This is a genomic window from Streptomyces sp. NPDC008139 (assembly GCF_042957025.1).
Lineage (GTDB): Bacteria > Actinomycetota > Actinomycetes > Streptomycetales > Streptomycetaceae > Actinacidiphila.
In genome coordinates, this window is record NZ_JBIBHM010000012.1 from 268,989 (window position 1) to 294,111 (window position 25,123).

Genomic DNA, 25,123 nt, shown 5'->3' on the forward strand with positions numbered 1-25,123 from the left:
TGACGTTGACGCCCTGAACGGGCGCGGCCCCTGCGGTCACTGCACAGTCCGCAGGAGTTCGCCGAGCATCTGAGACTCCTCGACGCGCGACCTCACGTAGTTCGGGGACGTCACCGGGAAGCGCGAAGGCTCACGGACACCGGCATCTACCATGGCCTGTTCGGCGGCCTGCCGGTGCTGACCGGCAACGGACTCCGCGGCGAGAGCCGCGCTCAGCGACTTCTTCACCGCGCTCAGCGCCGCCTGCGCCTCGTCGAACAGCCGGCGCGACTCCCCGACTGCCTCATTCTCGGCGGCTGTCGCCGCCGCCCAGGCGGCCTCGCCGCGCTCCCGGCGCTCCTTCTCGATGGCCTCGGCGTTCTCGCGGGCCTCGTGCTCACGCAGCGCCTGGACGGTCTGCTGAAGGGCCGTTACCTGGTGCTCGGCGAGCAGCGCGGAAGGCCGCAGCTCGTCGGCGCGGGCCTTCAGACCAGCGGCGCGCTCGTAGTCCTTCGCCTCGACGGCCTGGGCGAGTTCGCCCAGTGCCTGGCCGAGTTCGGTGCGCAGCCGGCCGGAGTCAAGCTGCGCCTGCGCCAACTGCTCCGTGATGCCCGGGGCTGTCATGACGGTCACGGGGGCTCCTCTGGTAAGCGCGAACGCTCGACCGGTTGAGGAGCCAGGTGTTACGCGGGCCCTTGCGGCCCTCGATCAGTCCGGCGGCGGCTAGCTGCCGTATGCGGCCCTCGGTCAATCCGGTGAGCGTCGCGGCCTGTTCGGTCGTGATCTCTTCCGGGGAGGGTGTGCGCGCTATCGCAGAAGCAAGAACTGCGGGCGCCGGGCGGCTATCGCGTGCGAAAGCCACCGTCCGGGACTGGCGCCGCATGTAGTCGTCGGCCGCGTCCCTGGCCGTTATCCGCAGCGCCCGCACCCAAGGGGGCATGCGGGCCTGCCGGACCGAAGCGGGCGGCGGGGCCCCGCTGATGAACGCGGTGAGCAGGTCCATCAGCCCGACCAGGTCGGCGCACAGTTCGCCGGGCACAACGATCCCGTCGTGGATCTGCACCGGGGCCGTCCTGCCGTCGTGCTCCGGGCGAACCTGCGGACTGGTCAACGCCCGCTCCCGGTGTCCGGGGTGTCGACGTGCGCGAGCATCAGAGCCGCCCAGGAGGCCGTGGAAGACCCTGCGGCGGCCACGGGCCCGGCGTCGAGCTGCCAGGCCGCCAGGAGCAGCTTCCTGGCCTGTTCCACGGCCTTCGGGGTGCGGCCGATGATCTGGACCTGCGCGGCGTCACGGACCCGGTGCGCGTAGGCGACGAGCGCCGGAAGGTCCGCGGTGGTCACACCGTCGCCGACACCGAGCCGGACCATGTGTCCGGCGCCGACACCGGTGACGTCCTGGACAGCGGCCTTACGCCGGTAGCGGCCCGGCTTGCTGCCCACGAACGTCGTCACCTTCGGGTGCGGGCGGGGCTCAGACTCCGTCATCGTGCACCTCCAACCGGCTGGCGAGGCTGCCAGCGGTCCGCAGGGCGGTCGTCAGACCCGATGGGGCGGTGACGTTCAGGACCGACGCCACAAGGACGGTGAGCGCGAACAGGGCCTCGCTGGCGGGCGTTTCCCCGAGAAGCTGTTCCTGCGGGACGTCGAGGCCCGCAACCCGCGCGGTGACCACGGCAGTCGCACCCTGCAACCCGCGGGTGGTGATGTACTCGTCGGCCATGTCAGGCACCCGCAGGGTCATCGGCGGCAAGGGGGCATACCTGCCGTGCGTAATGGTTCTGGTTCATGTCGTTCCGATCAGGCGGCGGTGAGCGTCGGGGCGGTGTGCGGGGTGCTGATGACGTAGTGCTGGCCGCAGGGGGAACGTCGGAGGCCGAGGCCGAGGTGGCGGTGCAACTCGCCGCAGCGGGGGCACTGGACAACGAGCTGCCGGGTGCCGGAGGTGGCCAAATCGGTGGCGGGCACGGTCGGCACGTCGTGGGCTATGGACGTGTACTGGGGGGCGGGGATGGTGCGGTTCATGGGTGGCTCCGGTTCGTGTTCTGGTGTTGCGTTCGGGCGGTAGGCGTTCGGGCGGCTGGCGGGCGAACGCGGCGGGGTCGTGCGGCGCGTCTCTTTCAGGCGGCGGCTGGGTCATCCGGCGGCTTGCTCTGCGCGAGATGCCGGAGCTTCGCGGCGTGGCGTTGGGCGAGGCCGCGGGCTCGGGCTTTGCGGCGGGCGAGCCGTTCGGCGCGTTCGCGTTCGGCCTTCCTGCGGGCCGCCGCGATGCGCTCGGCGATCACGTCCTCGACGTTCATGTGGTCCTCGGTTCGGGGGTGTTCGGACGGCAAGCGTTCGGGCGGGGACGGCCCGACCGGCCGCGGTGACCGTGGACGCGGTCATGTGGACATGTGGACGTGGACATGTGGACGCGTGTCCACACACCCCCCTCGCGCATTGCGTGAAAGCTCTCGATGTCCATTTTGTATATGTGTGTATAGATATTGAGAGCGCGTTTGCTTACCGGACAGGGGGTTGTGGACAGCTGTCCACATGTCCACATCGCAGGGGCTGTCCACACCGTCCTCACACCCCCGCATCCGTCTTGACCGAGACCTTGTCGCCCTCGATCACGACCCAGTCGCGGGACTCCGCGAGGTCGACGGCCTTCTCCAGAAGCGGCCGGTCGCGGCTCGCCAGGGCGCGCTTGAGATAGCCGAATGTGATCCCGCCAACCTGGGATGCGTGCTTCTTTACGAGCCCCGCCACTCGCTCAAGAGAGCGGTCGGCGTCGGACTTGGCGAGGTGTGACCGGAGTTCCTGCTGCACCTTGGCGTCCTCAACGCGCTGCCGCTCCGCTTCGGCCTCGCGCTGGGCGCGGAGTACGAGTGCGTCGCGGACTTCGCAGGACGCCTGCCAGACGGTCTCGGCGAGAGCCCAGTCGTCCTCAGTGACGGCGTACCGGCCGTCCAGGAGCGCGAACAAGGCGGCGACCTTGCACTTGATCAGTCCGGCGTGGCCGTCGAGCTCGGAGACCTCCACCTCTCCGCGGCCTCGGGCTACTCGGTCGCGCCACAGCATTTTGCGGATGCGGTCGGGGAAGGTGACGTCGATCGGGTCGTTCGGGCGGCGGTGCCAGACACTGACGTCCAGGGCGCCTGGCCATGCCGGCGGTTCGTCTGGGATCGAGGGATCTTCGGCCCACCCCCACAGGAATCGCTGAGGGGTGCCGGTGTGGGCGTCGGCGAGCAGGGGCGCCGCAATGCTGGGCTGGAAGCCCGCGAGGAGGCCGAGGCTGTATGACCCGGCGGGGATGTACCGGGTGCGTTCTTCGGAGGCGTTGGTCTGGCCGAGCGTTTCTCCGATGGCGGCCCGCCGCAGGGTCTCGGCGAGGGTGGCTCCTGTCCGCTCGCCAAGCTTGGCGAGCGTCTGCCCCTCATCGACGTAGAAGAAGGCATTGTGCCGGACCTGCTGGCGCTTCTTCACGGTGACGGGGTCGCCCTTGTAGCGGCCGTGTTGGTGGACCTCTCCGGTGGGCTCGTCGACGGTACCCATGAAGGTCTCGGCGATTCCCTCGCCGGTTCCAACAGGAAGGCCGTCGCGGAAGTCGTCCGGCGCTGGCAGGAGATCGCGGGTGCATTCATTGGCGATGGACTTTCCGCCGCCGGAGTTGCCGACCGACGCGACGAAGACGTTGAGGGAGGCCCGCCCGCCGATGCCGGTGACGCCGCGGATGTGGTGCGAGACCATGCCGGATGCGCGGGCGAAGACTCCGAGCAGCACTGCGTCAGCAGAGCATCCGCGGGAGTGGGCCCCCCGCCGGATGTCGCCCAGCACCTTCCGCTCGTTCCAGAACGTCTCGGGCAGCAGACCGCGTCGCCGGGCGGGCTTCTCCGCGTCTGGACCGTCGCCCTCCGGCGGTCCGTTGAGGTCACCCCAGTCGATACCTTCGCCGTCCGAAGGTGCCAAGCGCGTCGCCTCGTACTCGGGCATGCATCGCTGCCGGACTGCGTCGAGGACGTTCTGGGGAAGGCGCGCGGCCAGGCCGCTGGTGGGCCGCCCTGCGGCGGCGCGCATGATGTCCTTCGCTGCCTCGCTGATGTCACCGCTGTAGTTGAGGTGCGCGTACAGCGTGGCGATCGTCAGCTTGCTGCCGGAAGGCTGTGCGCCCACGGGCAGATCCGACCGCTCCGACCAGTTGATTGCCACGTGGTCGTCGCAAAGCAAGCTGTAGTCGCTGCTCGCCCGGTCGCCCCCCGCAGTGGGGCGCAGCCACTTCTGACGGCCGTCGCCATGCTGGCCCTCGTAGGTGAACCCGGCTGGTTCGAGGACATCACGGAACTCAAGGAGGTCGGAGAGCACATCGAGCGGTCCGTCGGTCCCGCTCCGCCGGGGCGCTTGGGGCTGGGGAGTACGCGGCGGGAGGGAGGCGCGCCCGAGACGTATCCGCTGGCGCTCCTGCCGCTCCCAGGCAGCCTGAGCAAGGGTTTCACGGGCCGCCGGGGCGAGTTGCCGTGCGAGGACACCGAGGTCAGCGAAGTCATAGAGCACGCCGCTGCCGGGGCCGATTGCGGTGGGGCGTTCCAGGTTCTCCTTGCGGTTGACACTGCCCGGGAGCTTCATCAGCCGGTCAAGGTTGCCGACCTCGGCGTCCCAGGACCAGCCGGACCGGTACGCCTCGGCGGCGATAACCGCTTGCCAGGCCGTGGTGATCTCTTTGACCCGTGCGCGGTCTTCATCGGAGCTAATAATGTGCGGCTCGGCGAGCATCCACACAGGGTTGTAGCCGCCGCCCGATTCGACCCAGCCGCTGGGCTCGGGCAGTTGGCTTCCTGCGACAACCTTGGCGACGCTCTCGGGGTCGGGTGGCGTCGGCAGGTCATCGAGGCCGGGCTTGTGTCCGATGGTTCCGTAATCGCCGTCGGCCCACAGGTGGGTGAGGGCATGTGCGAGGTCTTCACCGCCGCGACCTTGTGCCGGGTCTTCGCGCATGGTGGTGACCTGCGCATAGATGCCCTTCGGGCGCTTCCTGTCGAGCCTGATGGCGTAGTGGATGGCGGCTTTAATGCCCGCCTCATCGGTTGGGAACCGCCGCCCTGCCCATCCGTCCGCGTCGGAGCACACGCTGATGTAGCCGGGCCGTCCTGCATACAGGTGGCTGAGCCACGTGCGCATGGTCGCCGGGTCGGCCATGAGGCGCTGCTGCGCGGGGGCAGTCACTCGGTGGTCTCCGTCGTTGCGCTGAGCAGGTTGTGGATGATGGCGTTGGCGCGCGCGCAGGCGTGTGCTGCGCGGCGGTTGCGGAGCAGGATTCGTGCGGCTCCAGCGACGCAGACGACGGTGTCCATGTCGTCGTCCAGGGGCCCGCGTCCGCGTCCCTTGATGGCTTCGTCGAGTTGCTGCGAGAACCTCTCAAGGTGTTCGTCGTCGAGCTGGTGAAGGCGGCTGATCGCCGCGTCGAAGTCGGTGTCGTTCACGGTGCTGTCCAGTCGCGAGGCGAGGGGAAGGGCGTGGCGGCCGTGGCCGCCCCTCGCGGAAGTCAGGTGGGGTGTAGCCGCCGCCCCGGCGGTCGAGGGCCCGGCGGGGCGGCGGCCGGTCATCAGTGCTCTCCGCGGCGCCACTTGGCGGTGCCGGGGTATCCCGCGGCGACCATGCCGAGTTCCCGTTCGTCGGACACCGACGGGAAGTCAGCCCAGGAGCGGGCCCACCCGTCAGGGAACGGCTGGGGTGCGGGGAGGTCGAGCTGTGCGGAGATGACGACCAGGGGGCAGACGGTGGCGTCGTGCAGGCCGCGCTCCGGGTTGGCGATCCACAGCCCGTGGCCTTCAATGCCGCCGCAGACACGTTCGGCCCAGTAGTCGCACTCCTCGCGGTCGCGGCCGGTCCCGGAGGTCATGGACTCGGCGACGAGGTTCCCGTCAGCCCAGGGCCGCCCAGTGACGTCGGCGAAGGTGCCGCGCACGCGGATGGGCCCGAGCAGGTAGACCTGCCCCTGGTCGCCGAGGTGGGTGAGCCCGGTCTCCGCGCAGAACTCCGCGATCGAGTCGCGGGTGATGCGCTCGGCGGCCTCGACGTACTCCCGGTAGGCGCTCACTGGCCCCCCTCGTCGTTGCCGTCGAGGTCGGCCTTGAGCTGCGCGTACAGGGCCTGTACGGCTTCCTCGGTCATGGGCTCGGTGGTGCGCAGCATGTGGAGCAGGCTGATCCGGTGACTGAGCAGCCGGAGTTCTTTGACGGCCCGCCACAGGGAGGCGGAGTCGACGGGGACTTCACCGCGGGCGGACACCGCCGCGTGCGCGAGTTGGTCGAGGTCGCCCGGGCGGAGATATGACGAGCCGGAGGTGATCTCGTCGTGGTGCAGGGACTCGTCTGCTTCGCGGCGGTGGTCGCAGAAGTACGTGAACAGCAGTGAGTCGAGTGCACGGTCCTTCTGTGCTTCGTTCAGGCTGTCCCATGCTTCCCTGCCGGGCGCCCGGGGGCTGAAGCCCTCGGGGTGCGTCCGTCCGAGCTTGACGAGGGACTTGTTGAACAGGGCCTCGAAGCCGCCGTCGTCGGTCGCGTACTTGGCGAACAGGGCGATGTGGTCGAACTCGTCGAGCCCGCTCATCGGGTCACCGCCGTGCGCACAAGGTGCGGGACCTTGCCGGTGGGGGTCCGGTCGACCGGCGGGACGGGCGGCGGGGAGGTGGCGACTGGCGCCGTTCCCGTGGGAGACTTCATGCGCTGAGTCCGTTTCTGTAGTGCAGGCCCCGGGTCGCTGGCGAGCGATGTGCCCGGGGCTTCTGCATGTGGATGAGGCGACGGCCCCTGGCACCAGGCGTTGGAGCGCCTGCTGGGGGCCGCTTGCGTCAGGTGACGCGACGCAGCGGCTGGAACGGCACCGAGTGGGCAGGGCTGCAACCGCATTGGCTATGCGGTTTACTGTCTGTGACCTGCATGTTTTCGGCGTGATGGCACGGTGCGGGCACGGCGGTAACCGGTGCGGAAACCTCGGCTTCCGGCGCGTAGAGCAGCCGGATGACGTCGAGCGTCGGAAGCTTGATCGTCCGGCCGAGGTGGAGAACCCGTGTCGCCGTCCACTCGTTGCGGCGGATCGCGGCGTAGACCGTTTCCGGGTTGACGCCGAAGATCGCAGCGACGGTGGGCACGTTCGTGGTCGGACCGAGGGCTTCGACCGCCTCCCGCGTCCAGGCGGACATCAGGCAGCCACCTGACGCTCGGTAAGCCACTGCTCAACATCCCGACGGCGATAGCGGATACGACCGCCACGGCCAGGCGTGAGCTTGATGAATGACGGCCCGGTGCCCTTCCAACGCTTGTCCTTCAGCGTGGAGACACTGAGCTTCACGATAGGTGCGGTCTCTTTGGGCGTCAGAAGGTCGGCGTCTGTGCCGTCGACCTTCTGACGGTCGGCGTCTGTGCCGTCGACCGCCCATCTGACCCCACTGGCACTATTTTCGGCGTGACTGCTCACACTGATCTCCATGTCTTACAGATCTTTCTGCGACAGTCGCAACTGTACGTAGATGGCGTTGCGTGTGCAAGACCTGCATGAGACGCTGCGCTTGTGGCAGAAAATCCGGAGACCAAGAAGCGTCGCTCAGAGGCGTGGGGCCCCATCAGCGGCTATGTGAGCGAGAACCTGAAGCGGCTCCGCAAGGCCCGCGGGCTCACCACTACGGCCCTAGCCGCAGCGCTGGCGGATGACGAGATCGAGCACCCAATCCCCGCCAGTGGCATCACCAGGATCGAAAAGGGCGACCGCCGCGTCGATGTCGACGACCTCGTCGCGCTGGCTGTTGCGCTGAACGTCTCCCCGCTCACGCTGCTTCTGCCTGACTCAATCGGAGAGGAGTTGGTTCACCTCTCAAGGGGATACGCCGTCCCAGCACGGATCGCGTGGAGTTGGGCCGAAGGGCAACGGACAGCCCTGGACTGGGACGGAGGAGAGGGCACGAGCTTCGCTGGTCCTGGCGTTGACCACGCAGTCGCAGCAGAGGCATACGAGCGCGAGCAAAGGTTCGACCGGTTGCAGTATGAGTACCAACAGCTTGCTCGACCCGAGGGGCGACGGCGCGCGGACAGCCATCCGACCGTCCGTCTTATTCGCAACCTTGGCGAGGTGGTCGAAGACCTGGTACTTCCCGAACCTGATGCCGACCGGGCGACGCTCGCAGCTCGCGGCCGTATGGCTCAGCGTCGACACGCCCAGGTTGAGCTCGACCTTGAGGAGATCATCGAGCAACTGCCTCCCGTGCACCCCGGGGTGCCGCTGGCGGACGATGCGGGAGGCGACCAGGCGTGAAGCCGTACCGCGCATGCTCATGCCGCGACCCGAAGTCGAAGCGGCTACTCGGGAAGCAGTGCCCGGACCTGGCCAAGAAGGGTCACGGTGCCTGGTACGCCCGGTACGAGGCGCCGAAGTCTGCGGGCGGAAAGCGGCGGCAACCGCGTGTCGGCCCGTTCGACACCGAGCGGGAGTGCAAGGTCGCGCTCGGCAAGGTGCTGGGCACGGCCGCCAGCCCGAAGGCGCACGACGAGCGGAAGACCACGTTCGGTCAGTACCTCGAACGGCGTTACACCTGGCGGACGTCGGAGGCCGAGACCGGCGAGGGCCTGAAGAAAAGCACGCTGGACGCCGAGCGCGAGACGATCGACCTGTACGGCGCGCCGGGCCTCGGGCACATCAAGGTCGTAGACCTGACCGACGAGCACTTCCGCGAGCTGTACGCGGCCATGCGCAAGCTCAACCGGCCCGAGGAGCAGGGCGACCGCTCCGAGGTGCTGCGCCGGCTGAAGGAAGCGCGTGCGACCCGGGACGGGAAACGGCTGCACTCCCGCCCGATCTCCGAGAGCCGCATCCGCCGTGTGCACGCGGTCCTGCACGGCGCCCTGGTCGACGCGGTGAAGCTGTCCAAGATCCGGCCGGACAACCCCGCAGACGGGGTGTGGCGAACCAAGGGCGGCAAGCGGAAGCAGGGCCGCGCCAAGCCGCTCCTGTGGACGGCCGAGCGGGTCGAGCAATGGGAGAAGACCGGGGTCATCCCAGCGAAGGTCATGGTGTGGTCGTCAGACCAGTGCGGCGCGTTCCTCGACTTCGCCGAGACATCGGCCGAAAGGATGTACCCGGCGTTCCACCTCGATGCCTACTACGGTCCGCGGCGCGGAGAACTGGTGGGCGCGGCCGAACAGGATCTCAGCCTGTCCCGGCGCCGGCTGCACATCCTCCAGTCGCAGTCCGATGACGAACTGGACGACACCAAGACCGAGGCCGGTTACCGGCAGATCCCGCTCGATGACGAGACGGTCCGAGTGCTGAAGGTCTGGCACAAGCGGAAGCTCGAAGAGCGGATGCAATGGGGCGAGGCGTACAAGGACGCCGGCCGAGTGTTCTGCTACGAGGACGGGACGGCGCTGAAGGCCGAGTACCTGTCGAGCCGCTTCCGCATCCTGATCGAGCGGTACGCCAACCTCCGGGCGCGGGTGCTCAAGGACGGCTGGTCAGTCGAGCGGACCGCCAGGAAGCACCGTACGACCGAGGCGGCCGTCGAGGTGGCACTGACGATGACGCTGCCACCCATCCGCTTCCACGATCTACGCCACGGAGCGGCCACCATGCTGATCGCCGCCGGAGTGGACGACAAGTTCGTGTCCGACGTCCTGGGCCACGCCTCCAGTTCCTTCACCAAGGACGTGTACGCCGTCGTGGCCGACGAGATGGCCACCGACGCCACCAAGCGCATCGCCGCCTTCATCCCCCGCCAGAACCGCCTTGCGGCCGTTGGTGCCAACACCGTGCCATCTGGGGCCAAATGAAGACCCCCGAGACGAGTCAGGGAGCCCGTGCCTGTTGGCACGAACTCCCTGGTCAGGTGGCGGAGGCGGAGGGATTTGAACCCTCGATGGACGGTAAAGCCCAAACCGCATTAGCAGTGCGGCGCCATAGACCGGACTAGGCGACGCCTCCTGGTACGTGCCCGGGTGAGCGGGCGCGTGTGCAGATGATGACACAGCCGTGCGGGCCGCGACCAATCGCAGACTACGGTACAAGGCCGCCGGTGGGCAGGGCAAAGGGGTAGTGCGGAGACGCGCCCACGAAGGAGTGGGTTGCGGGGGCGGGCGGGCCCGCGCGGGTAGGGAGGGGCGCATGCGAAACCCCCGAGCCACCGCACCCCGTACGACGCGGAACCGTACCCCGAAGAGCACCCGCACCGTCCTCGCGTTCCTCACCCTGGCCGCGCCCCTCGCCGCGCCCCTCGTGGCCGCCGGCGGCGCCGCGGCGGTCGGCGTCCCGCGCCCCACCCCCGTCGAGCGGCTGATGGAGAGCCGCCTGACCGTGACGTACGCGGCGGCGCCCGACGCCCAGCCGCGGACGTACACCATCGACTGCGGCCCCGCCGGGGCGAAGGAGGAGACCGACCCGGCGTGTGAGCATCTCGTGGAGATCGGGGGACCGGAACGTGCGGTGCCCGCGGGGCAGATGTGCTCGATGATCTACGGGGGACCGCAGACGGCCCACGTGACGGGCGTGTGGCGGGGCCGGACGGTCGACGAGGAGTACAGCAGGACGAACGGCTGCGAGGTGTCGCGCTGGCAGCGGATGGTGCCCGCGCTCCCGGCCGCGAACGGCGCGAACGGCCTGAACGGCGCGAATACCGCGAGCGACGCGGTGAACAGCGCCGACGCGAGCGCCGGAGGTACGCGAACGGACACGACCGTACGTTCGTGACGTACGCCACACCCGCGCGCCCCCGGCCGAACACGGCGCCCGAACACCCCGCCCCCAAGGGGCACATGGACATCCGGGGCCGCGCGACGGGGCCCGACCCGTACAATCGGTCTAGTGACATGTCCCGGGGGTGGCGGCAAGATGGGCCGCCCGTGACAAGCCGCCCGCCCGTGAGAGCTGGCAGCACAAGAGCGGAAACGAAAGCGCAAGCAAGAGCGGACATCAGCGCGGGAAAACGGCGGCGCAGGACAGTGCGGCACGTGCGGTAACAGGGAGGACGCGTCTCGTGAGCAGCAGGCCATCCAGAGGCGCTGCTCGCCTCGCCTCGATACTCGATGCCCTGCCCGACGCGCTGCTGCTGGTCGACGTCAACGGCACGGTGGTCAACGCCAACGCGATAGCGATCGAGACGTTCGAGTCGCCGGGTACGGCGCTGGTGGGGCGGGGCCTGCTCGACCTGCTGCCCTCGTTCGACTCCAAGCGGATCCCCGGCTCGATGCGCAGCCCGCGCGAGGCCGCGGAGGACACCCGCACGAAGCCGACCCGGATGGTGGCGCGGCGCACCGACGGCACGGAGTTCCCCGTCGAGGTCACCAGCGCCAATCTGGAGGACCCGCGCACCCCGTACGCCGACTTCGGTGAGCCCCAGCCGCCCCACTACACCGGCGACGAGCTGCTGATGCTGGTGGTCCGCGACCTCACCGGCACGCTCGACACCGAGGCCGAACTGGCCCGCCAGCAGCGCCAGACGGAGATGATCCTGCGCGCGGCGGCCGAGGGCGTGGTCGGCGTGGACACCGCGGGCAAGGTCGTCCTCGTCAACCCCTCGGCCGCGCAGATCCTCGGCCACCGGGCGACCGACCTGGGCGGCAAGGAGCTGCACCCGCTGGTGCACCACTCGCGCAGGGACGGTTCTCCGCTGCCGTACGAGGAGACCCCGCTCGCCGACACGCTGCGCTCCGGGCGCAAGCACCGCGTCCGCGGCCAGGTGCTGTGGCGCAAGGACGGCCGCGCGGTGCCGGTGGACCTGACGACGGCGCCGGTACGGGACGGCGACCAGCTCGTCGGCGCGGTGATGACGTTCACCGACCGTACGGCGTACGACGCGCTCGCCGCCCGCGCACTGCAACTCGGCGCGCTGCTGGACACCTCGCTGCGTGGGCCACTGGCCGAACTGCGCGGCGAGCTGACGGGCCTGGCCGCCGACCCGGCCGGGCAGCTCTGGCCCGAGGCCAACCAGATCCTGCACCACCTGTCCGCCGGCTACTCCCGCATCACCACGCTCATCGACAACGTGCTGGCCTTCCAGCGGCTCGACCGCGGCGAGGACAAGCTGCGGCGCGAGACGGTCGGGCTCGACAAGGTGGTGGCCGCGGCCGTGGAGGGCGCGGTCGAGCTGATCGGGCCGGGGCGTGCGCAGTACGCGGTGCACGCGCCGCCGGTCGAGGCGTCCCTGGACGCCGAGCGGATGGCGCAGGCCCTCGCCCACCTCGTCGCCGATGTCGCGGGCGTCGACTCGGCGGGCAACGCCATCGCGTACGCCGGTGACTCGACGATCGTGGTCGCGGCGGCCCAGCGGGGCGACGTCATAAGGATCGACGTCCGCGGCCCCCACGCGGGCGGCGACCCCGTCCATCTCCCGCTCGCCCGCGGCATCGTGGAACGGCACGGCGGCGTGCTCCAGACCCACGAGGTGCCCGGCGGCAGCGCGTACGTCCTGGAGGTCCCGGTCGGCCGCGCCCGTCAGAAGAACGGTTCGGCCGCCGCTTCCGACTCCTCGGGTACGGGTACGGGTACGGATTCGGCCACGGGTGGCCGTACGGACGGCGGTACGGAATCAGGTACGGGCACGGGTACGGGCTCGGGTGCGTCGGGGTCGGGCGACGCGTCGGAGCAGCCGCGTGAGTCAGAGACCACCGTGATGCCCTTGCCGACCGAGCCGATGCGCGGGACCACCGGGCAGGGGTCGAACGCGGCGCCGGGCGCGGGCAATGGCGCCGGGCCGGACTCCGGGAGCGGCGTACGGCGGGCACCGCACCAACGGCAGGCGCCGCAGGACAGCGGGGCCGCGGTCGCGCCCTGGTCGATCCCGGCCGCGCCCGACCAGGACTCCGCCCCGACCGGGCGGCGCCGCGCGCTGCGTCGGCCGGGCGACGAGTCGGACGGCGGGAGCGCGGGCGGCAACGGCGGCGCGGGGCGCGAGATCGCGCCCGCCGACGGGGCGCAGCCCACCGGCCGCAGGGCGCGGCGGGCCAGGACCGACGACCAGGAGCAGGAACGAGGCGGGGGCGCGGCGGGTCGACCCGCCCTCCCGCAGGGGCAGTCCGCGCTTCCGCAGGCCCAGGCGGGACTTCCGCAGGGGCAGTCCGCGCTTCCGCAGGCCCAGGCGGGACTTCCGCAGGGGCAGTCCGCGCTTCCGCAGGCCCAGGCGGGACTTCCGCAGAGCCGGCTCCCCCAGGCCCACATTCCGCAGCCGCAGATTCCGCAGGCCCAGGTCCCGCACGCCCTGCCGCCCGTCCAGCCGCCTGTTCAGCCGAGCCCCGGCCAGGACCCGCGCGGGCTTTCCGCTCCCGAGGCGGGCACCGGCCGTCGCGCGCGCCGCGCCATCGAGACCGCCGCGCCGGACAGCGGCGCGGCCGTCGTACCGCAGCAGCAGGGCCACGCGCCCGAGCCGCCGCGGCAGCCGCAGCCGCAGACCTGGCCGAGCCCCGGCCAGAGCGCCGGTCAGGCGGCGGACGAGGAGCCGGAAGGCCCCGTACCGCCGCAGTCGTGGCCCGCGCCGTCGCAGCAGCCCCCGCAGCCGCAGCCGACCGCGTGGCCCGCGGCGCCGCAGAATCCGCAGCCGTCGACCTCGCTGCCGTCCCAGCAGCAGGCGCCGTCGTCGCAGCCGCCGTCGCCCGGCCAGGGTCAGCCGCCGCAGGCTTCGGCCCAGTCGGCGGCCGGACCGGGCACGGCGGGACCGTCCCCGCAGCGCGGCGGCCCGGCGCCGCAGCAGGACCCGTCGCAGAGCAGCCACGGCCGTGCCATAAGCGTGCGTACGCTCGGGCAGGGCATGCCGTTCGGGCAGCAGGCGGGCGATCCGCAGACCCAGACGCAGGCGGTGCAGGCCCAGTCGGGGCTGCCCGCGCAGGTGACGGCGAGCGGTTCCGGCCGCCGCCGCAGGCTCAACCCGCCGCAGCAGCCGCAGCCCGTGCAACCGGGTCAGCCCGTCCAGAACGGCCAGCCCGTCCAGAACGGCCAGCCCGAGCAGAACGGTCAGCCCGAGCAGCAGCAACAGCACGGTCCCGGCGGCGAGACGCAGGCCCGTCAGCACCCGCAGGCCGACCCGGACAGCGGTCAACTCCCCATCCGCCGCCCCGAACCCCAGCCGCAGCGCGGCGCGGGCCGGCCCGCGATCCCCGGCCAGGCCCCGGCGCCGGACAACGACGACCGCGAGACGGCGCTGCTGCGGCCGATCCCGGCGGCCGATCCCGTTCCGACGTCCCAGCCGCCGGTGCCGCGTGAGGCGGGCGGCCGGGCGTACGCCATAGGCGCGCCCGCGGAGGGCGCCGCCGAGGGTCCCGAACCGCTGGACGGCCCCAACGGCGCGGTCGACGTCACCGACATCGCCGACGACCGCATGGAGGAGTCCTTCGACGAGCCGCGCCGCCTGCTGGTGTGGCCCGAGCCGGACACCTCCACGCGCCAGGCCCTGACCGACCGCGGCTACCGGCCGGTGATCGTGCGCTCCCGCGAGGAGGTCGACGCGCAGATCGCCGAGCCGCCCGCCGCGCTCTTCGTGGACCCGCTCACCGGGCCCATCACGCGTACGGCCCTCCAGTCGCTACGGCAGGCCGCCGCGGCGGCCGACGTGCCCGTCCTGGTCACGGCCGGTCTCGGACAGGCCACCCGCGAGGCCGCGTACGGCGCCGACCCGGCCGTACTCCTCAAGGCGCTCGCCCCGCGCGACAGCGAGCAGCACCCCCCGCGGGTTCTGCTCGTCGAGAGCCACGAGCCGATCGCCGTGGCGTTCGCCGCCACTCTCGAACGGCGCGGCATGCAGGTCTCGCACGCCGACTCCGAGTCCGACGCCATGTCCAAGGCCGCCCAGATGCATCCCAACCTGGTCGTCATGGACCTCATGCTCATCCGGCGCCGCCGCCAGGGCATCGTCGACTGGCTGCGCGGCAACGCCCGCCTCAACACCACCCCCCTGGTCGTCTACACCTCCGCCGACATCGACCCCGCCGAGCTCCCCCGCCTCGCCTCCGGCGAGACCGTCCTCTTCCTCGCCGAGCGCTCCACCAGCCCCGACGTCCAGTCCCGAATCGTCGACTTGCTCGCCAAAATCGGAGCCTGACCCCTCCGGGGAGGTCCCCCATCTTTGGGGGCGCGGCCCCAGCGCGGCTCTCTCCTCCGGGCGGCGAGCCGATCCTTCAAGGGGCGCGCCGTCCTCGCTGAGGTCCGCCGAGCCGACCAGGCTCTTCCCGCCGCACCAGCAGATCGTTTTACCTGATCATTGCGCAACCGGGAAAGTTGGCGAAGCGGCACGGCCCGCCGGGGCGACAGGCGTACGAAGGACGGTCACTTCGTAGGAGCCGCCCGTCGCCAAGCGGTCGCACTCCGGGGCTCAACACCCCCCGGCCGGGACACCCTCAGAGCTGCGTGACGTCCAACTCGCCCTCGGCGAACGCCTTGCGGATGACCTTCTTGTCGAATTTGCCGACGCTCGTCTTCGGCACCGCCGGAACGATCGCCCAGCGCTCGGGAATCTGCCAGCGCGCGACGCGCCCGGCGAGGAAGTCGTGCAGGGCCGCGTAGTCGGCGGTGGCGCCCTCGCGCAGGACGACGGTGGCGAGCGGGCGCTCGCCCCAGCGCTCGTCGGGGACGGCGACGACGGCGGCCTCGGCGACGTCCGGGTGGGCCATGAGGTGGTTCTCCAGGTCGACGGAGGAGATCCACTCGCCGCCGGACTTGATGACGTCCTTGGACCGGTCGGTGAGGGTGAGGAAACCGTCGTCCGAGATGACGCCGACGTCACCGGTGCGCAGCCACCCGTCGGGGCTGAACTTGTCCTCGGGCCGCGCCGGTTCCTCGCCGACGCCGCCGTAGTACGCGGCGGCGATCCAGGGCCCGCGCACCTCCAGCTCACCGGCGGACTCGCCGTCCCACGGCTGGACGGAGCCGTCCGGGCCGATCAGCCGGGCCTCGACGGAGGCGGGGAAGCGGCCCTGGGTGATCCGGTAGGCCCACTCCTCCTCGGGGGTGACCCCGGCGGGCGGCTGCGCGACCGTGCCGAGCGGCGACGTCTCCGTCATGCCCCACGCGTGGCACAGGCGCACGCCGAGCTGCTCGTCGAACGCCTTCATCAGGGCGGGCGGGCAGGCCGAACCGCCGATGGTGACCTGCTTGAGCGAGGTGATGTCGCGCGGCTTGGCGGTCAGCTCGGCGAGCAGCCCCTGCCAGATGGTGGGGACGGCGGCGGCGTGCGTGGGCCGCTCGCTCTCGATCATCTCGGCCAGCGGGCCGGGCTGGAGGAAACGGTCCGGCATCAGCAGGTTGATGCCGGACATGAAGGCGGCGTGCGGCAGCCCCCACGCGTTGACGTGGAACATCGGCACCACGGGCAGCGAGGTGTCGTGCGAGCTGAGCCCCATCGACTCGGTGGAGTTGACCTGCATCGAGTGCAGGTAGATCGACCGGTGCGAGAAGACGACGCCCTTGGGGTCGCCGGTGGTGCCGGAGGTGTAGCACATGGCCGCGGCGGTGCGTTCGTCCAGCTCGGGCCAGGCGTACGTGGTCGGCCGCCCGTCCAGCAGCTCCTCGTAGTCGTGCACGGAGGGACGTACGCCGTCCAGCACCGAGCGGTCGCCGGGGCCGACCACGACGACGTGCTCGACCGAGTCGAGCTGCGGCAGCAGGGGCGCGAGCAGCGGGAGCAGCGAGCCGTTGACGAGGATCACGCGGTCGGCGGCGTGGTTGATGATCCAGGTGAGCTGCTCGACGGGCAGCCGGAGGTTCAGGGTGTGCAGGATCGAGCCCATGGCGGGGATCGCGAAGTACGCCTCAAGGTGCTCGGCGTTGTTCCACATGAGGGTCCCGACCCGGTCGCCCTCGGCGACCCCGAGCCCGTCACGCAGCGCGTTGGCGAGCCGGACGGCGCGCAGACCGACCTCGCGGAAGGAGCGGCGCTGCGGCTCACCCTCCCCGGTCCAGGTCGTGACCTGCGATTTTCCGTGGACCAGCGTCCCATGGACCAGGATGCGGGTGACGGTCAGCGGTACGTCCTGCATCGTGCTCAGCACAGGGGGCCTCCGGCGGCTACGCGAGGGTAATGTCCTCGCGATTCTGCGTGCATACCGATCGGTACGTCACTACCCCGCGCGGTATTGCCGCCGGTTCGTTCCGGGCGGGGCGGCGGTCGCGGGGACCGGGGCGCGGCCCGCCGGATGGCGTGGCACGTGTCGTGGGGATGTGTGCGGCGGCCGCCCTAGGGCCCGGACAGGCCCTACGCGACGCACAGCTCCAGCTCCGGATCGTCGCGCAGCTTGCCGAGGGCGCGGGAGACCGCGCTCTTCACCGTGCCGACCGAGACGCCCAGCGCCTCCGCCGTCTGCACCTCGCTCATGTCCTCGTAGTACCGCAGGACGACCATGGCCCGCTGGCGCGGCGGCAGCCGTCCGACCGCGCGCAGCAGCGCGTCCCGCTGGGCCTGCTGCTCGGTGATGTCGGGGGCGCCGGTCGCGGCGGGCTCCGGCACCTCGTCGGTGCTGAACTCGTCGACCTTGCGCTTGCGCCACTGCGAGGTGCGCGTGTTGACGAGCGTACGGCGGACGTAACCGTCGACCGCCCGGTGGTCGTCGATCCGGTCCCAGGCGAGATAGGTCTTGGTCAGGGCGGTCTGGAGCAGGTCCTCGGCGTCGGAAGGGTTGGGGGTCAGGGAGCGCGCGGTGCGCAGCAGCGTCGGGCCCTTGGTCCGGACGTAGGCCGTGAACTGCGTCGTATTGGCGCTGGTGCACACAGGCGTGGTCATGGCTTCACGTTAGGAGCCGACACACCCGTGGCGGATCGGCCGCAGGTGCCGAAGCGGGATCACTCTCAGGTCGTAGGACGGGGGTTGTCCCCACCCCCCGAGGGGGGAGTCGGGGGTCGGGGTCCCGCAGGGGTTCCTCCGGAGAAGAGCGGGGTCCGGGGGGGCGGACACGGTCCCTGAGCGGCCCGTGCCCGCCGTACGGGCGCTGCCCCGGTGGCCGTACGGGGCGGACCGCCGCTTTACGTGTGCGGGCTGCCGCCGTACGCGGGGGGCCGTCGCCGTACGCGTGCGGGCCGTCGCCGCCACGGGCCGCGCCGGGGTCGGCCCTGACATCCGCCCTGTGGCGGTCCCGGTGTCATCCCCGGGTCAGCCCCGTACGACCTCGGCGTCAGCCCGTGGTCGTACATCAGCGCGGCCCGAGCGTCCTGGAAGCTCGGGCCGGCCTCGGACCGGTGCTCAGGAGTGGGCGCTCAGCAGTGGGCGCTCACGACTGGGCGCTCAGAGCTTGGCGACGGGCGCGTCGATCAGGTCGCGGTCGATCGACAGCTTGTGACCGCCGTGCGTCTCGGTGACGGAGCCCGTGTACTGGTGGATGCGGCTGTGCGAGGCCCAGGCGGAGGGGCGCAGGACCGGTTCGGCGGTGAGGGTGGGGGCGACGCCCCAGCGGGCGTACCAAATGGCGCCCGGGAGGTCGGACGTACCCGCCCGGCGGGCCTTCTCCATGTGCGCGATGCCGGAGTCGGCGCTGCTGTAGAAGCCGGGCACATAGCCGCGCGCCCGCACCCGGCGGTCCCAGGCGCGTACGAAGGACAGCGTCGCGTTCGCGCAGCTCGCCTTCCTGAGGTCGTACGCCTCCATGTCGAGGTACAGCGCGCTGCCGCGCTTCATGCCGAGCGCGCCCGCGGCCTTCGCCGCGTCCGCGCCCTCGCTCGTGCCCTGGGCCGTCGCCCGCTGGGGGTCGATGCGGAACGGGTTCTTGTTAGACCCTCTCACGCAGGGGCTCTGCGAACCGACGTAGATCGGCAGCAGGCTCCAGCCCGCCGCGGTGGTCTGCTGTACCCAGTTGTTCGTCAGATTGCGCTGCGTCTTGCAGGCGCGGGCCCGGCCGCCGAAGTAGATGCCGACGGCCCGGTACGGGGAGGAGGCGCGCCAGGCGCGCATCGTGGCGAGGTCGGGGGCCTGGCAGGTGTCGAAGCCGCGGCCCTTGAAGACGCGCGGGGCGACGGCGGCGTCCTCGGGGAAGGTGGCGGCGTCGTCGGACGCGTCGTCGGTGCCGGGGAATCCGGTCTCGTCGGGGGCCTGGGCGCCGTCGGGAGCCTGGGCGCCGTCCGGAACCTGGCCGTCGTCGGAGGCTTGGCCGTCGTCCGACGCCTGGGCCTGGGCTTCGGCGTCCGCGGCCTGGGCTTCGGCGTCCGCGATCCAGCCGGCGGGGTCCGTCCTGTTGTCGACGGGGTCGATGTGCCCGTCGACCGCCGCTGCCCCCGCGCTCGCGGGGCCCGCGCTCGCCACCGGGACGTCGCTGTCGGCGACGGCCGACACCGCGGGAAACAGCAGACCGGTCAGCGTCAGCGCGGCGGCGAGGACGTAACGAGTGCGGCGCGTACGGCGCACGCGGTGCGCGTAACGGATAAACCTACTTGTTTCGGTCATTCGCCGAGTCAACGTGGCGGGCGGCCCGCACTGGCGGAGACACGCCGCCGGGTCGGGCCGTACGGGCCCCGAACCGCTCGGGCGGCGGGCACTGCCGACGCCGTGGTTCCGCCGAGCCTGGCGCCGGGCCCGAGGTCGGGCGCGGCCCGGACCCATCCCGGACCCGTCCCTGACCCGCCCCGGGCCTGCCCCGGACCTGCTGATCCGCTACCGCGCTCGGCTGCGTGTGCGCGCTTCCCGGCACTCGGATACGCCGACGACACGCGCGTCCGATACGCAAATTACCGTAGTAGGTGGGTTATTTGCATGATGGCGTCGGATTGCTACGGTCACCTCGTCGCTATTTGCACCCACGCGGGCGGGGCCGCTTCGGCGTCGACCGCGTGGCCCAGTAGGGAGGACCCTCTCGTGCTCCGTGCTCGTATCGCCGCCGCGGGCGCCGCCGTGGCGCTGGCCGCCGCAGGGCTTGTCGCAGGCACCGCCCCGTCCGCTCAGGCGTCGACCCCGCCCACCCCGTACATGTGCCCCTACTTCCTCAACGACGGCGCGCACGGTCTGTACGGGTGGACGTACGGGCAGGGCTGGCTGGTGTGCAGCTACAGCCCGCACGCCGAGCTGTCCTGTCGGTACAACGCGTTCAGCGGCGACGCCTGGTTCAACGCCCCGAATCCCGACTACTGCCCGACGCGCGCGATTCCGACGGCCTGACACGATTCCGGCGGCTGGCGACGGCCTGAGCCGGTCGGCCGCCGCCCTGCCCTCCGGGGGTCCGGAACCCCGATCCCACCGGGCCCCCGGACCCTTCGGACCTTCGGAACCCCGGACCCCGTGCCCGCCTCAGGCCCCGTGACCCGTGCCCGCCTCAGGCCCCGTGCCCCGTGACCCGTGCCCGCCTCAGGCCCCGTCCGCCGACAGGATCAGGCCCGAGGTGGGGACACCGGTGCCGGCCGTGACGAGGGTGTGGCCGACGGAGGCGACCTGGTTGACGCTGCTGCCGCGCACCTGGCGGACGGCTTCCGCGATGCCGTTCATGCCGTGCAGATACGCTTCGCCGAGCTGGCCGCCGTGGGTGTTGACCGGAAGGCGGCCGTCGATCTCCAGGCCGCCGTCCGCGGCGAAGTCCGCCGCCTCGCCGGGACCGCAGAAGCCGAACTCCTCCAACTGCATGAGCACGAACGGCGTGAAGTGGTCGTAGAGCACCGCCACGTCGACGGCGGCCGGACCGAGGCCGCTCGTACGCCACAACTGCCGTGCCACCACGCCCATTTCGGGCAGCCGGGCGAGGTCGTCGGCGTCCCGGTAGTAGCTGGTCATCTGCTCCTGCGCGCGCCCCGCGCCCTGCGCGGCGGCCGTGACGACGGCGGGCGCGTGCCGCAGGTCGCGGGCGCGTTCCGCGGAGGTGACGACGATCGCCTGGCCGCCGTCGGTCTCCTGGCAGCAGTCGAGCAGCCGCAGCGGCTCGACGATCCAGCGCGAGGCGGCGTGGTCGGCGAGGGTGATCGGGCGGCCGTGGAAGTACGCGGCCGGGTTGTTCGCCGCGTGCCTGCGGTCGGCGACCGCGACATGGCCGAAAACCGACGGTTCCAGTCCGTAGACGGACAAATATCGGTTTGCCGACATTGCCACCCACGAGGCGGGGGTGAGCAGACCGGGGGGCAGGTTGACGCCGAGCGCCGCCCCTTCCGCCGACGGCTCGCGCCCGAGGACGCCCGAGCCGAAGCGGCGGCCGGAGCGTTCGTTGAAGGCCCGGTAGCAGACCACCACCTCCGCGATCCCGGTCGCCACCGCCATCGCGGCCTGCTGCACCGTCGCGCACGCCGCGCCGCCGCCGTAGTGCACGCGTGAGAAGAAGGACAGCTCGCCGATTCCGGCCGCCTGCGCCACCGTGATCTCGGGGCTGGTGTCCATCGTGAACGTCACCATGCCGTCGACGTCCCCGGGCGTCAGCCCCGCGTCGTCCAGCGCCGCCCGCACCGCCTCGACGGCCAGCTTCAACTCGCTGCGCCCGGAGTCCTTCGAGAACTCCGTCGCCCCGATTCCGACGACGGCCGCCCGCCCGCCGAGCGCGTCCCGCCGCCGAACGCTCATGACCCCTCCGGGAGTTGGGGGATCTCCACGGTGATCGTGCCGGTGACGTGCCGGCCGAGCGCGTTCACGCCCACCACCTCGACGGTCGCCGTCCGGTCCGCGAGCGCCGTGACCGTACCCGTCAACTCCATCGTGTCTCCGGGGTAGTTCGGCGCGCCGAGCCGGATGCGTACCGCCGTCGTCACCGTGTCCGGGCCGAAGTGCGCGGCCACGTAGCCGCCGACCAGGCCGTTGGTGGTGAGGATGTTCATGAAGATGTCGGGTGAGCCTTTGGCGCGGGCGAGTTCGGGGTCGTGGTGCACGTCCTGGAAGTCGCGCGTGGCCAGCGCCCCGGCGACGACGAGGGTGCGGGTGACGTCGATACGGCGGGGCGGCAGGGTGTCACCGACGGCGGTCATGCGGGAGGCCTCCGCTTCAGGGGTGGTGACCGAACTGGCGGGTTCCGTGTCGAGGGGCCCCGTGTCGGCAGGTTCCGTATCGAGGGGTTCCGTATCGAGGGGTTCCGTATCGAGGGGTTCCGTATCGGCAGGTCCCGTATCGGCAGGTCCCGTATCGGCGGGTTCCGTGTCGACGGCGCGGAAGGCCGGCACGGTGAGGTCGTCGTCCGCGTCCAGGAAGTCGAGCACGACGGGCGCGCCGATCCGGACCTTGTCGTACGGGACGCCGATGACGTTCCCCAACAGCCGTACGCCCTCGGCCAGTTCGACGAGCGCGACCGCGTACGGCGGATCGAAGGCCGGGAACGGCGGGTGGTGCATCACCACGTACGAGAAGACGGTGCCGGTGCCGGAGGCGGGGACGGTGTCCCAGTCGGGGGAGCCGCAGGCGTTGCAGCCGGGGAGCCACGGCAGACGCAGGGTGCCGCAGGCGGTGCAGCGCTGGATGAGGAGTCGGCGGTCCTCGCGGATGGCTTGCCAGTAGCGGACGTTGTCACGGTTGACGACCGGGCGGGGGCGGGTCGCGGACTTCGTACGCGCGGGGGCGGGAGCCGGGTCCCGAGCCGAAGTGGCCCGTGCGGGTGCGTACTTGAGGATGCGGAAGCGGTGGGTGCCCGCGAGTACGCCGTCGGCGCGGATCTCGGTGCGGGTGGTGACGAAGTAACCGGCCCCGAGCTTGGTGGACTTGCGCGGCGAGACGGATTCGACGACCGCGTCGAAGGTGACGAGCTGGCCCGGCCGCAGCGGCGTCATGTACTCCTGCTCGCAGTCGGTCGCGACGACGGCCGCGTAACCGGCCTCGTCCAGCCGTCCGAGCAGGTCGTCGTAGCCGGGAGTGCGTCCTTCGTGACCGGACAGCCCGCCCATCGTCCACACCTGGAGCATGGTGGCGGGCGCGGCGCCGTCGGGGGGTACGGGGTGGCCGAGGACTTCGCACCAGTGGCGGATCATCGGGGCGTTGACGGGGTCCTTGCCGATGCCGCCCGTGGCGGCCGGGGTGCCTTCGTAGCGGCGCAACTCGGCGTGGAGCGGGTCGTTTTCTGCCGTTCCGTCCGATCTACCCATGGCGGCGCCACCCTCCCTCGACAATCTGACTGTCCGTCAGATTCGGTTGGGAGGGCGGTTGTTGTCAATGGGCGTGCGGGGGTGACGGGTTCAGGCCGGGGGCTCTTCCGCGCCGGGAGCGGGGGCGGGCCCGGGGGCGGGCCCGGGGGCGGGCCCGGACGCGGGGGCGGGATCGGGGACAGCGGCGGGGGCGGACTCCTGTGCGGGTTTCCCGTCCGGCCCGCGATCTCCCTCGCTCTCGGCCAGAAGTTTTCCACAGGCTGTGGACGAAAGCTGGGCACCGGATTCGCCGACCGCCGCCGCCCCGACGCGTACCGCCCAGCCCGCCGCCTCGACCAGCCCGTCCCCCTCCGCCAGCCGCCAGGCCAGCGCCCCGGTGAAGGCGTCACCCGCACCGGTCGTGTCGACCACCTCGACCGGGACGGCGGGCAGTCGCGTCGTACGCCCCCGAGGTGGCTCCGCGTCCGCGCGTACGTCCTCGCGTACGCCCGCAGGTACGTCCCCCCTTACGTCTTCGCGTACGCCGCCGCTTACGTCCTCGCGCTCGACGACGGTCACGCCCGCGCCGCCCAAGGTCACGACGGCGGACCGGACACCAAGCCGGAGCAGGTCACGCGGGTCGGCCTCCGCGGCGGAGGCAGCGCCGAGCAGGACGCGCATCTCGTGCTCGTTGACCACCAACGGGTCTGCGCAGGCGAGGAGTTGACCCGAATCGGGGTCGTCCCTGACGGCTTCGGGCGGTGAGGGGTTGAGCACCAGGCGGGCGCCGTGCCGCTCGGCCGCGCGGGCGGCGGCCCGTACCGCGTCCATCGGGACCTCGCACTGCGCGGACACCACGCGCACGGCTGGCCCGACTGCGGCGGTCACTTCGGCCGCCGTGAGCGCGGTGTTGGCGCCCGGTACGACCACGATCGCGTTCTCGCCGTCGGCCGCGACCGTGATGAGCGCGATGCCGGTGGGCACCGTCTTCTCGGTGCCGAGCGCGGTCGTGTCCACGGCGGCGGACCGTAGTTCGGCAGTGAGCCGTTCCCCGTACGCGTCCGCCCCGACCCGCCCGCAGAAACCCACCCGCGCACCCAACCGGCCTGCGGCGACGGCCTGGTTGGCCCCCTTGCCGCCCGCGTGCACGGCCACGCCCGACGTACCGAGCACCGTCTCGCCGGGCGCGGGATGGCGGTCGACCCTGACCACCAGGTCCGCGTTGGCCGACCCCACCACCAGCAGCGTCACGCCGTCCGCCGTGCTCCTGCCCACCGTTCACCGTCCTTGCCGTTCCCCGCTTCGATCATCCTGCCGTGGAACGCGTGCGCGCGGCGGCACATGGCGTGCCGCCGCGCGTACGCGTCACCGGTCACGAGTGGCGGGGCGCCCCCTCACGCCGCCGCCGAACCCGCGGCGCGGGTCACCAGAGCTGCGAGAAGTGGATGCTGACGTTGTCCTGGTGGATGGCGGTGAAGCCGGAACCGGCCACGCTCGCCGTGTTGTTCTGGTTCGACGCCCCGGCCCCGGTGGCCGCCTGCTGCGTCGTCGTCACATTGCCGAAGTTGCCACCCCCCACGTTGCCGCCGGAGTTGCTCACCACCGTCGCATTCGAGTGGCCACCCGCGAACGCGCCGTCGTCTGCCGAGGCCGTGCCGGCGAACAGCACGGCCGCCAACGGCAGTGCGGCAACGACGGCCAGGGCACGGACGGTACGGATGCTTGCCATGGTGTTCCCTCCAAGGGGGACATGTTGCGGGACTAGTTGAACTGTCCGGACTTGTGGAAGCCCGGTCCGATCCGGAGCACCGCGGTTGGCCGACCGCGGTGCCGTCTTGCTTCTTCGAGCGACGTCGCCGAGACCAGAGTTGCCCACCCCACCCCTCCCGAACCCGCCCCTCCCCCTCTTTTCCCCCGCAAGCGTGACGATCTGTCGACAAACCCCCCATCCCCCACCTTTCCCCCACCCTCACTCCCCTCCCCCCTCCACCCCCCAGTCCCCCCAAGCGCCAAAACGTTCCTGCCCCTTTTCAGCCATTTTCCGATCACCACCGGGAATCAGCGCCACAGGGGGCGCGACGGGACGCGCAAAAGGTGGGGCCGGGGGGGGGGGGATTAGAGGGACCCCCCCCCCCCGGGGTTTGGTGGCCGCCCGCGGCGGGCGGGGGTTTTTTAACAACCCGGCCAACACTCACGCCCCCGGGTT

General features: G+C 71.5%; 23 protein-coding genes, 1 tRNA gene and 1 pseudogene. 5 read left to right on the forward strand and 20 right to left on the reverse strand.

Annotated elements, in window-relative coordinates; genetic code table 11:
* Positions 1–36 precede the first annotated feature (36 nt).
* The 12 genes from ACFZBB_RS26060 to ACFZBB_RS26115 all read right to left on the reverse strand — a co-directional run bounded on the left by ACFZBB_RS26060 (position 37) and on the right by ACFZBB_RS26115 (position 7,443).
* The gene (locus ACFZBB_RS26060) at positions 37–612 is read right to left on the reverse strand and encodes a hypothetical protein (protein WP_391126897.1); all 576 of its coding nucleotides are present in this window, start codon (positions 610–612) and stop codon (positions 37–39) included.
* Positions 557–1,042 (reverse strand): helix-turn-helix domain-containing protein, encoded by a 486-nt coding sequence (locus tag ACFZBB_RS26065; RefSeq protein ID WP_391126900.1) that lies wholly within the window; start codon positions 1,040–1,042, stop codon positions 557–559. The genes ACFZBB_RS26060 and ACFZBB_RS26065 overlap by 56 nt, the downstream gene beginning before the upstream one ends.
* Positions 1,043–1,086: 44 nt before the next feature.
* Positions 1,087–1,464 carry a hypothetical protein gene (locus ACFZBB_RS26070; protein WP_391126903.1) on the reverse strand — a complete coding sequence of 126 codons (378 nt, stop codon included), beginning with the start codon at positions 1,462–1,464 and terminating at the stop codon, positions 1,087–1,089.
* The gene (locus tag ACFZBB_RS26075; RefSeq protein ID WP_391126906.1) at positions 1,451–1,699 is read right to left on the reverse strand and encodes a hypothetical protein; all 249 of its coding nucleotides are present in this window, start codon (positions 1,697–1,699) and stop codon (positions 1,451–1,453) included. Before ACFZBB_RS26075 ends, ACFZBB_RS26070 begins: the two co-directional genes overlap by 14 nt.
* Before the next feature lie 77 nt (positions 1,700–1,776).
* Positions 1,777–2,001, reverse strand: coding sequence for a hypothetical protein (locus ACFZBB_RS26080; RefSeq protein WP_391126909.1), 225 nt, complete (start codon positions 1,999–2,001; stop codon positions 1,777–1,779).
* A gap of 95 nt (positions 2,002–2,096) precedes the next feature.
* Positions 2,097–2,276, reverse strand: a complete 180-nt coding sequence (locus ACFZBB_RS26085; RefSeq protein ID WP_391126912.1) for a hypothetical protein — start codon at positions 2,274–2,276, stop codon at positions 2,097–2,099.
* 268 nt (positions 2,277–2,544) lie between these two features.
* Positions 2,545–5,178 (reverse strand): hypothetical protein, encoded by a 2,634-nt coding sequence (locus ACFZBB_RS26090; RefSeq protein WP_391126915.1) that lies wholly within the window; start codon positions 5,176–5,178, stop codon positions 2,545–2,547.
* Complete coding sequence (locus ACFZBB_RS26095; RefSeq protein WP_391126918.1) at positions 5,175–5,435, reverse strand: hypothetical protein; 261 nt, start codon at positions 5,433–5,435, stop codon at positions 5,175–5,177. The genes ACFZBB_RS26090 and ACFZBB_RS26095 overlap by 4 nt, the downstream gene beginning before the upstream one ends.
* A 122-nt stretch (positions 5,436–5,557) precedes the next feature.
* Entirely contained in the window at positions 5,558–6,052 is a 495-nt protein-coding gene (locus tag ACFZBB_RS26100; RefSeq protein WP_391126921.1) for a hypothetical protein, read from the reverse strand.
* Positions 6,049–6,564 (reverse strand): hypothetical protein, encoded by a 516-nt coding sequence (locus ACFZBB_RS26105; protein ID WP_391126924.1) that lies wholly within the window; start codon positions 6,562–6,564, stop codon positions 6,049–6,051. Before ACFZBB_RS26105 ends, ACFZBB_RS26100 begins: the two co-directional genes overlap by 4 nt.
* A 241-nt stretch (positions 6,565–6,805) precedes the next feature.
* Positions 6,806–7,156 (reverse strand): DNA-binding protein, encoded by a 351-nt coding sequence (locus tag ACFZBB_RS26110; protein WP_391126927.1) that lies wholly within the window; start codon positions 7,154–7,156, stop codon positions 6,806–6,808.
* Complete coding sequence (locus tag ACFZBB_RS26115) at positions 7,156–7,443, reverse strand: helix-turn-helix domain-containing protein (protein WP_391126930.1); 288 nt, start codon at positions 7,441–7,443, stop codon at positions 7,156–7,158. The genes ACFZBB_RS26110 and ACFZBB_RS26115 overlap by 1 nt, the downstream gene beginning before the upstream one ends.
* A 144-nt stretch (positions 7,444–7,587) precedes the next feature.
* Between ACFZBB_RS26115 and ACFZBB_RS26120 the strand changes: the two genes are divergently transcribed.
* Complete coding sequence (locus tag ACFZBB_RS26120; protein WP_391126933.1) at positions 7,588–8,262, forward strand: helix-turn-helix domain-containing protein; 675 nt, start codon at positions 7,588–7,590, stop codon at positions 8,260–8,262.
* Positions 8,259–9,773 (forward strand): tyrosine-type recombinase/integrase, encoded by a 1,515-nt coding sequence (locus tag ACFZBB_RS26125; protein ID WP_391126936.1) that lies wholly within the window; start codon positions 8,259–8,261, stop codon positions 9,771–9,773. Before ACFZBB_RS26120 ends, ACFZBB_RS26125 begins: the two co-directional genes overlap by 4 nt.
* Positions 9,774–9,830: 57 nt before the next feature.
* Here the strand turns inward: ACFZBB_RS26125 and ACFZBB_RS26130 are convergent.
* Positions 9,831–9,924: transfer RNA gene (locus tag ACFZBB_RS26130), tRNA-Ser, on the reverse strand.
* A gap of 180 nt (positions 9,925–10,104) precedes the next feature.
* Between ACFZBB_RS26130 and ACFZBB_RS26135 the strand changes: the two genes are divergently transcribed.
* Entirely contained in the window at positions 10,105–10,686 is a 582-nt protein-coding gene (locus tag ACFZBB_RS26135) for an SSI family serine proteinase inhibitor (protein ID WP_391126939.1), read from the forward strand.
* Positions 10,687–10,972: 286 nt separating this feature from the next.
* On the forward strand, positions 10,973–15,025 hold the full coding sequence (locus ACFZBB_RS26140) for a PAS domain-containing protein (protein ID WP_391126942.1): 4,053 nt from the start codon (positions 10,973–10,975) through the stop codon (positions 15,023–15,025).
* A 295-nt stretch (positions 15,026–15,320) separates the two neighbouring features.
* Here ACFZBB_RS26140 and ACFZBB_RS26145 read toward each other — a convergent pair whose 3' ends face one another.
* From ACFZBB_RS26145 to ACFZBB_RS26155, 3 genes are all read right to left on the reverse strand, one after another.
* Positions 15,321–16,970 carry a long-chain-fatty-acid--CoA ligase gene (locus ACFZBB_RS26145; protein WP_391126945.1) on the reverse strand — a complete coding sequence of 550 codons (1,650 nt, stop codon included), beginning with the start codon at positions 16,968–16,970 and terminating at the stop codon, positions 15,321–15,323.
* A 203-nt stretch (positions 16,971–17,173) separates the two neighbouring features.
* Positions 17,174–17,698: a SigE family RNA polymerase sigma factor gene (locus ACFZBB_RS26150; protein WP_391126948.1), complete on the reverse strand. Its 525-nt coding sequence runs from the start codon at positions 17,696–17,698 to the stop codon at positions 17,174–17,176.
* A 498-nt stretch (positions 17,699–18,196) separates the two neighbouring features.
* Positions 18,197–19,348, reverse strand: coding sequence for a glycoside hydrolase domain-containing protein (locus tag ACFZBB_RS26155; protein WP_391126951.1), 1,152 nt, complete (start codon positions 19,346–19,348; stop codon positions 18,197–18,199).
* A gap of 408 nt (positions 19,349–19,756) precedes the next feature.
* On the opposite strand from ACFZBB_RS26155, the gene ACFZBB_RS26160 reads away from it, so the two are divergent.
* A complete protein-coding gene (locus ACFZBB_RS26160) occupies positions 19,757–20,056 on the forward strand; it encodes a hypothetical protein (RefSeq protein WP_391126953.1) in 300 nt (99 codons plus the stop codon).
* Positions 20,057–20,242: 186 nt separating this feature from the next.
* Here the strand turns inward: ACFZBB_RS26160 and ACFZBB_RS26165 are convergent, their stop codons facing one another.
* The 4 genes and pseudogenes from ACFZBB_RS26165 to ACFZBB_RS26180 all read right to left on the reverse strand — a co-directional run bounded on the left by ACFZBB_RS26165 (position 20,243) and on the right by ACFZBB_RS26180 (position 24,646).
* Positions 20,243–21,436, reverse strand: a complete 1,194-nt coding sequence (locus ACFZBB_RS26165; protein WP_391126956.1) for a lipid-transfer protein — start codon at positions 21,434–21,436, stop codon at positions 20,243–20,245.
* A 575-nt stretch (positions 21,437–22,011) separates the two neighbouring features.
* Positions 22,012–22,938: pseudogene (locus ACFZBB_RS26170) on the reverse strand (Zn-ribbon domain-containing OB-fold protein); the annotation flags it as partial.
* Between the two features lie 90 nt (positions 22,939–23,028).
* Entirely contained in the window at positions 23,029–24,192 is a 1,164-nt protein-coding gene (locus ACFZBB_RS26175) for a PfkB family carbohydrate kinase (RefSeq protein WP_391126959.1), read from the reverse strand.
* 148 nt (positions 24,193–24,340) lie between these two features.
* Positions 24,341–24,646, reverse strand: a complete 306-nt coding sequence (locus tag ACFZBB_RS26180; RefSeq protein ID WP_391126962.1) for a hypothetical protein — start codon at positions 24,644–24,646, stop codon at positions 24,341–24,343.
* Positions 24,647–25,123: the final 477 nt, after the last annotated feature.

Excerpts from the sequence above, each read along its gene's own strand:
- ACFZBB_RS26105 (WP_391126924.1), bottom strand. The coding sequence starts at position 6,564 with ATGAGCGGGCTCGACGAGTTCGACCACATCGCCCTGTTCGCCAAGTAC.
- ACFZBB_RS26080 (WP_391126909.1), bottom strand. The coding sequence starts at position 2,001 with ATGAACCGCACCATCCCCGCCCCCCAGTACACGTCCATAGCCCACGAC.
- ACFZBB_RS26165 (WP_391126956.1), bottom strand. The coding sequence starts at position 21,436 with ATGAGCGTTCGGCGGCGGGACGCGCTCGGCGGGCGGGCGGCCGTCGTC.
- ACFZBB_RS26135 (WP_391126939.1), top strand. The coding sequence starts at position 10,105 with ATGCGAAACCCCCGAGCCACCGCACCCCGTACGACGCGGAACCGTACC.
- ACFZBB_RS26110 (WP_391126927.1), bottom strand. The coding sequence starts at position 7,156 with ATGTCCGCCTGGACGCGGGAGGCGGTCGAAGCCCTCGGTCCGACCACG.
- ACFZBB_RS26180 (WP_391126962.1), bottom strand. The coding sequence starts at position 24,646 with ATGGCAAGCATCCGTACCGTCCGTGCCCTGGCCGTCGTTGCCGCACTG.
- ACFZBB_RS26070 (WP_391126903.1), bottom strand. The coding sequence starts at position 1,464 with ATGACGGAGTCTGAGCCCCGCCCGCACCCGAAGGTGACGACGTTCGTG.
- ACFZBB_RS26150 (WP_391126948.1), bottom strand. The coding sequence starts at position 17,698 with ATGACCACGCCTGTGTGCACCAGCGCCAATACGACGCAGTTCACGGCC.
- ACFZBB_RS26115 (WP_391126930.1), bottom strand. The coding sequence starts at position 7,443 with ATGGAGATCAGTGTGAGCAGTCACGCCGAAAATAGTGCCAGTGGGGTC.
- ACFZBB_RS26155 (WP_391126951.1), bottom strand. The coding sequence starts at position 19,348 with ATGACCGAAACAAGTAGGTTTATCCGTTACGCGCACCGCGTGCGCCGT.
- ACFZBB_RS26085 (WP_391126912.1), bottom strand. The coding sequence starts at position 2,276 with ATGAACGTCGAGGACGTGATCGCCGAGCGCATCGCGGCGGCCCGCAGG.
- ACFZBB_RS26075 (WP_391126906.1), bottom strand. The coding sequence starts at position 1,699 with ATGGCCGACGAGTACATCACCACCCGCGGGTTGCAGGGTGCGACTGCC.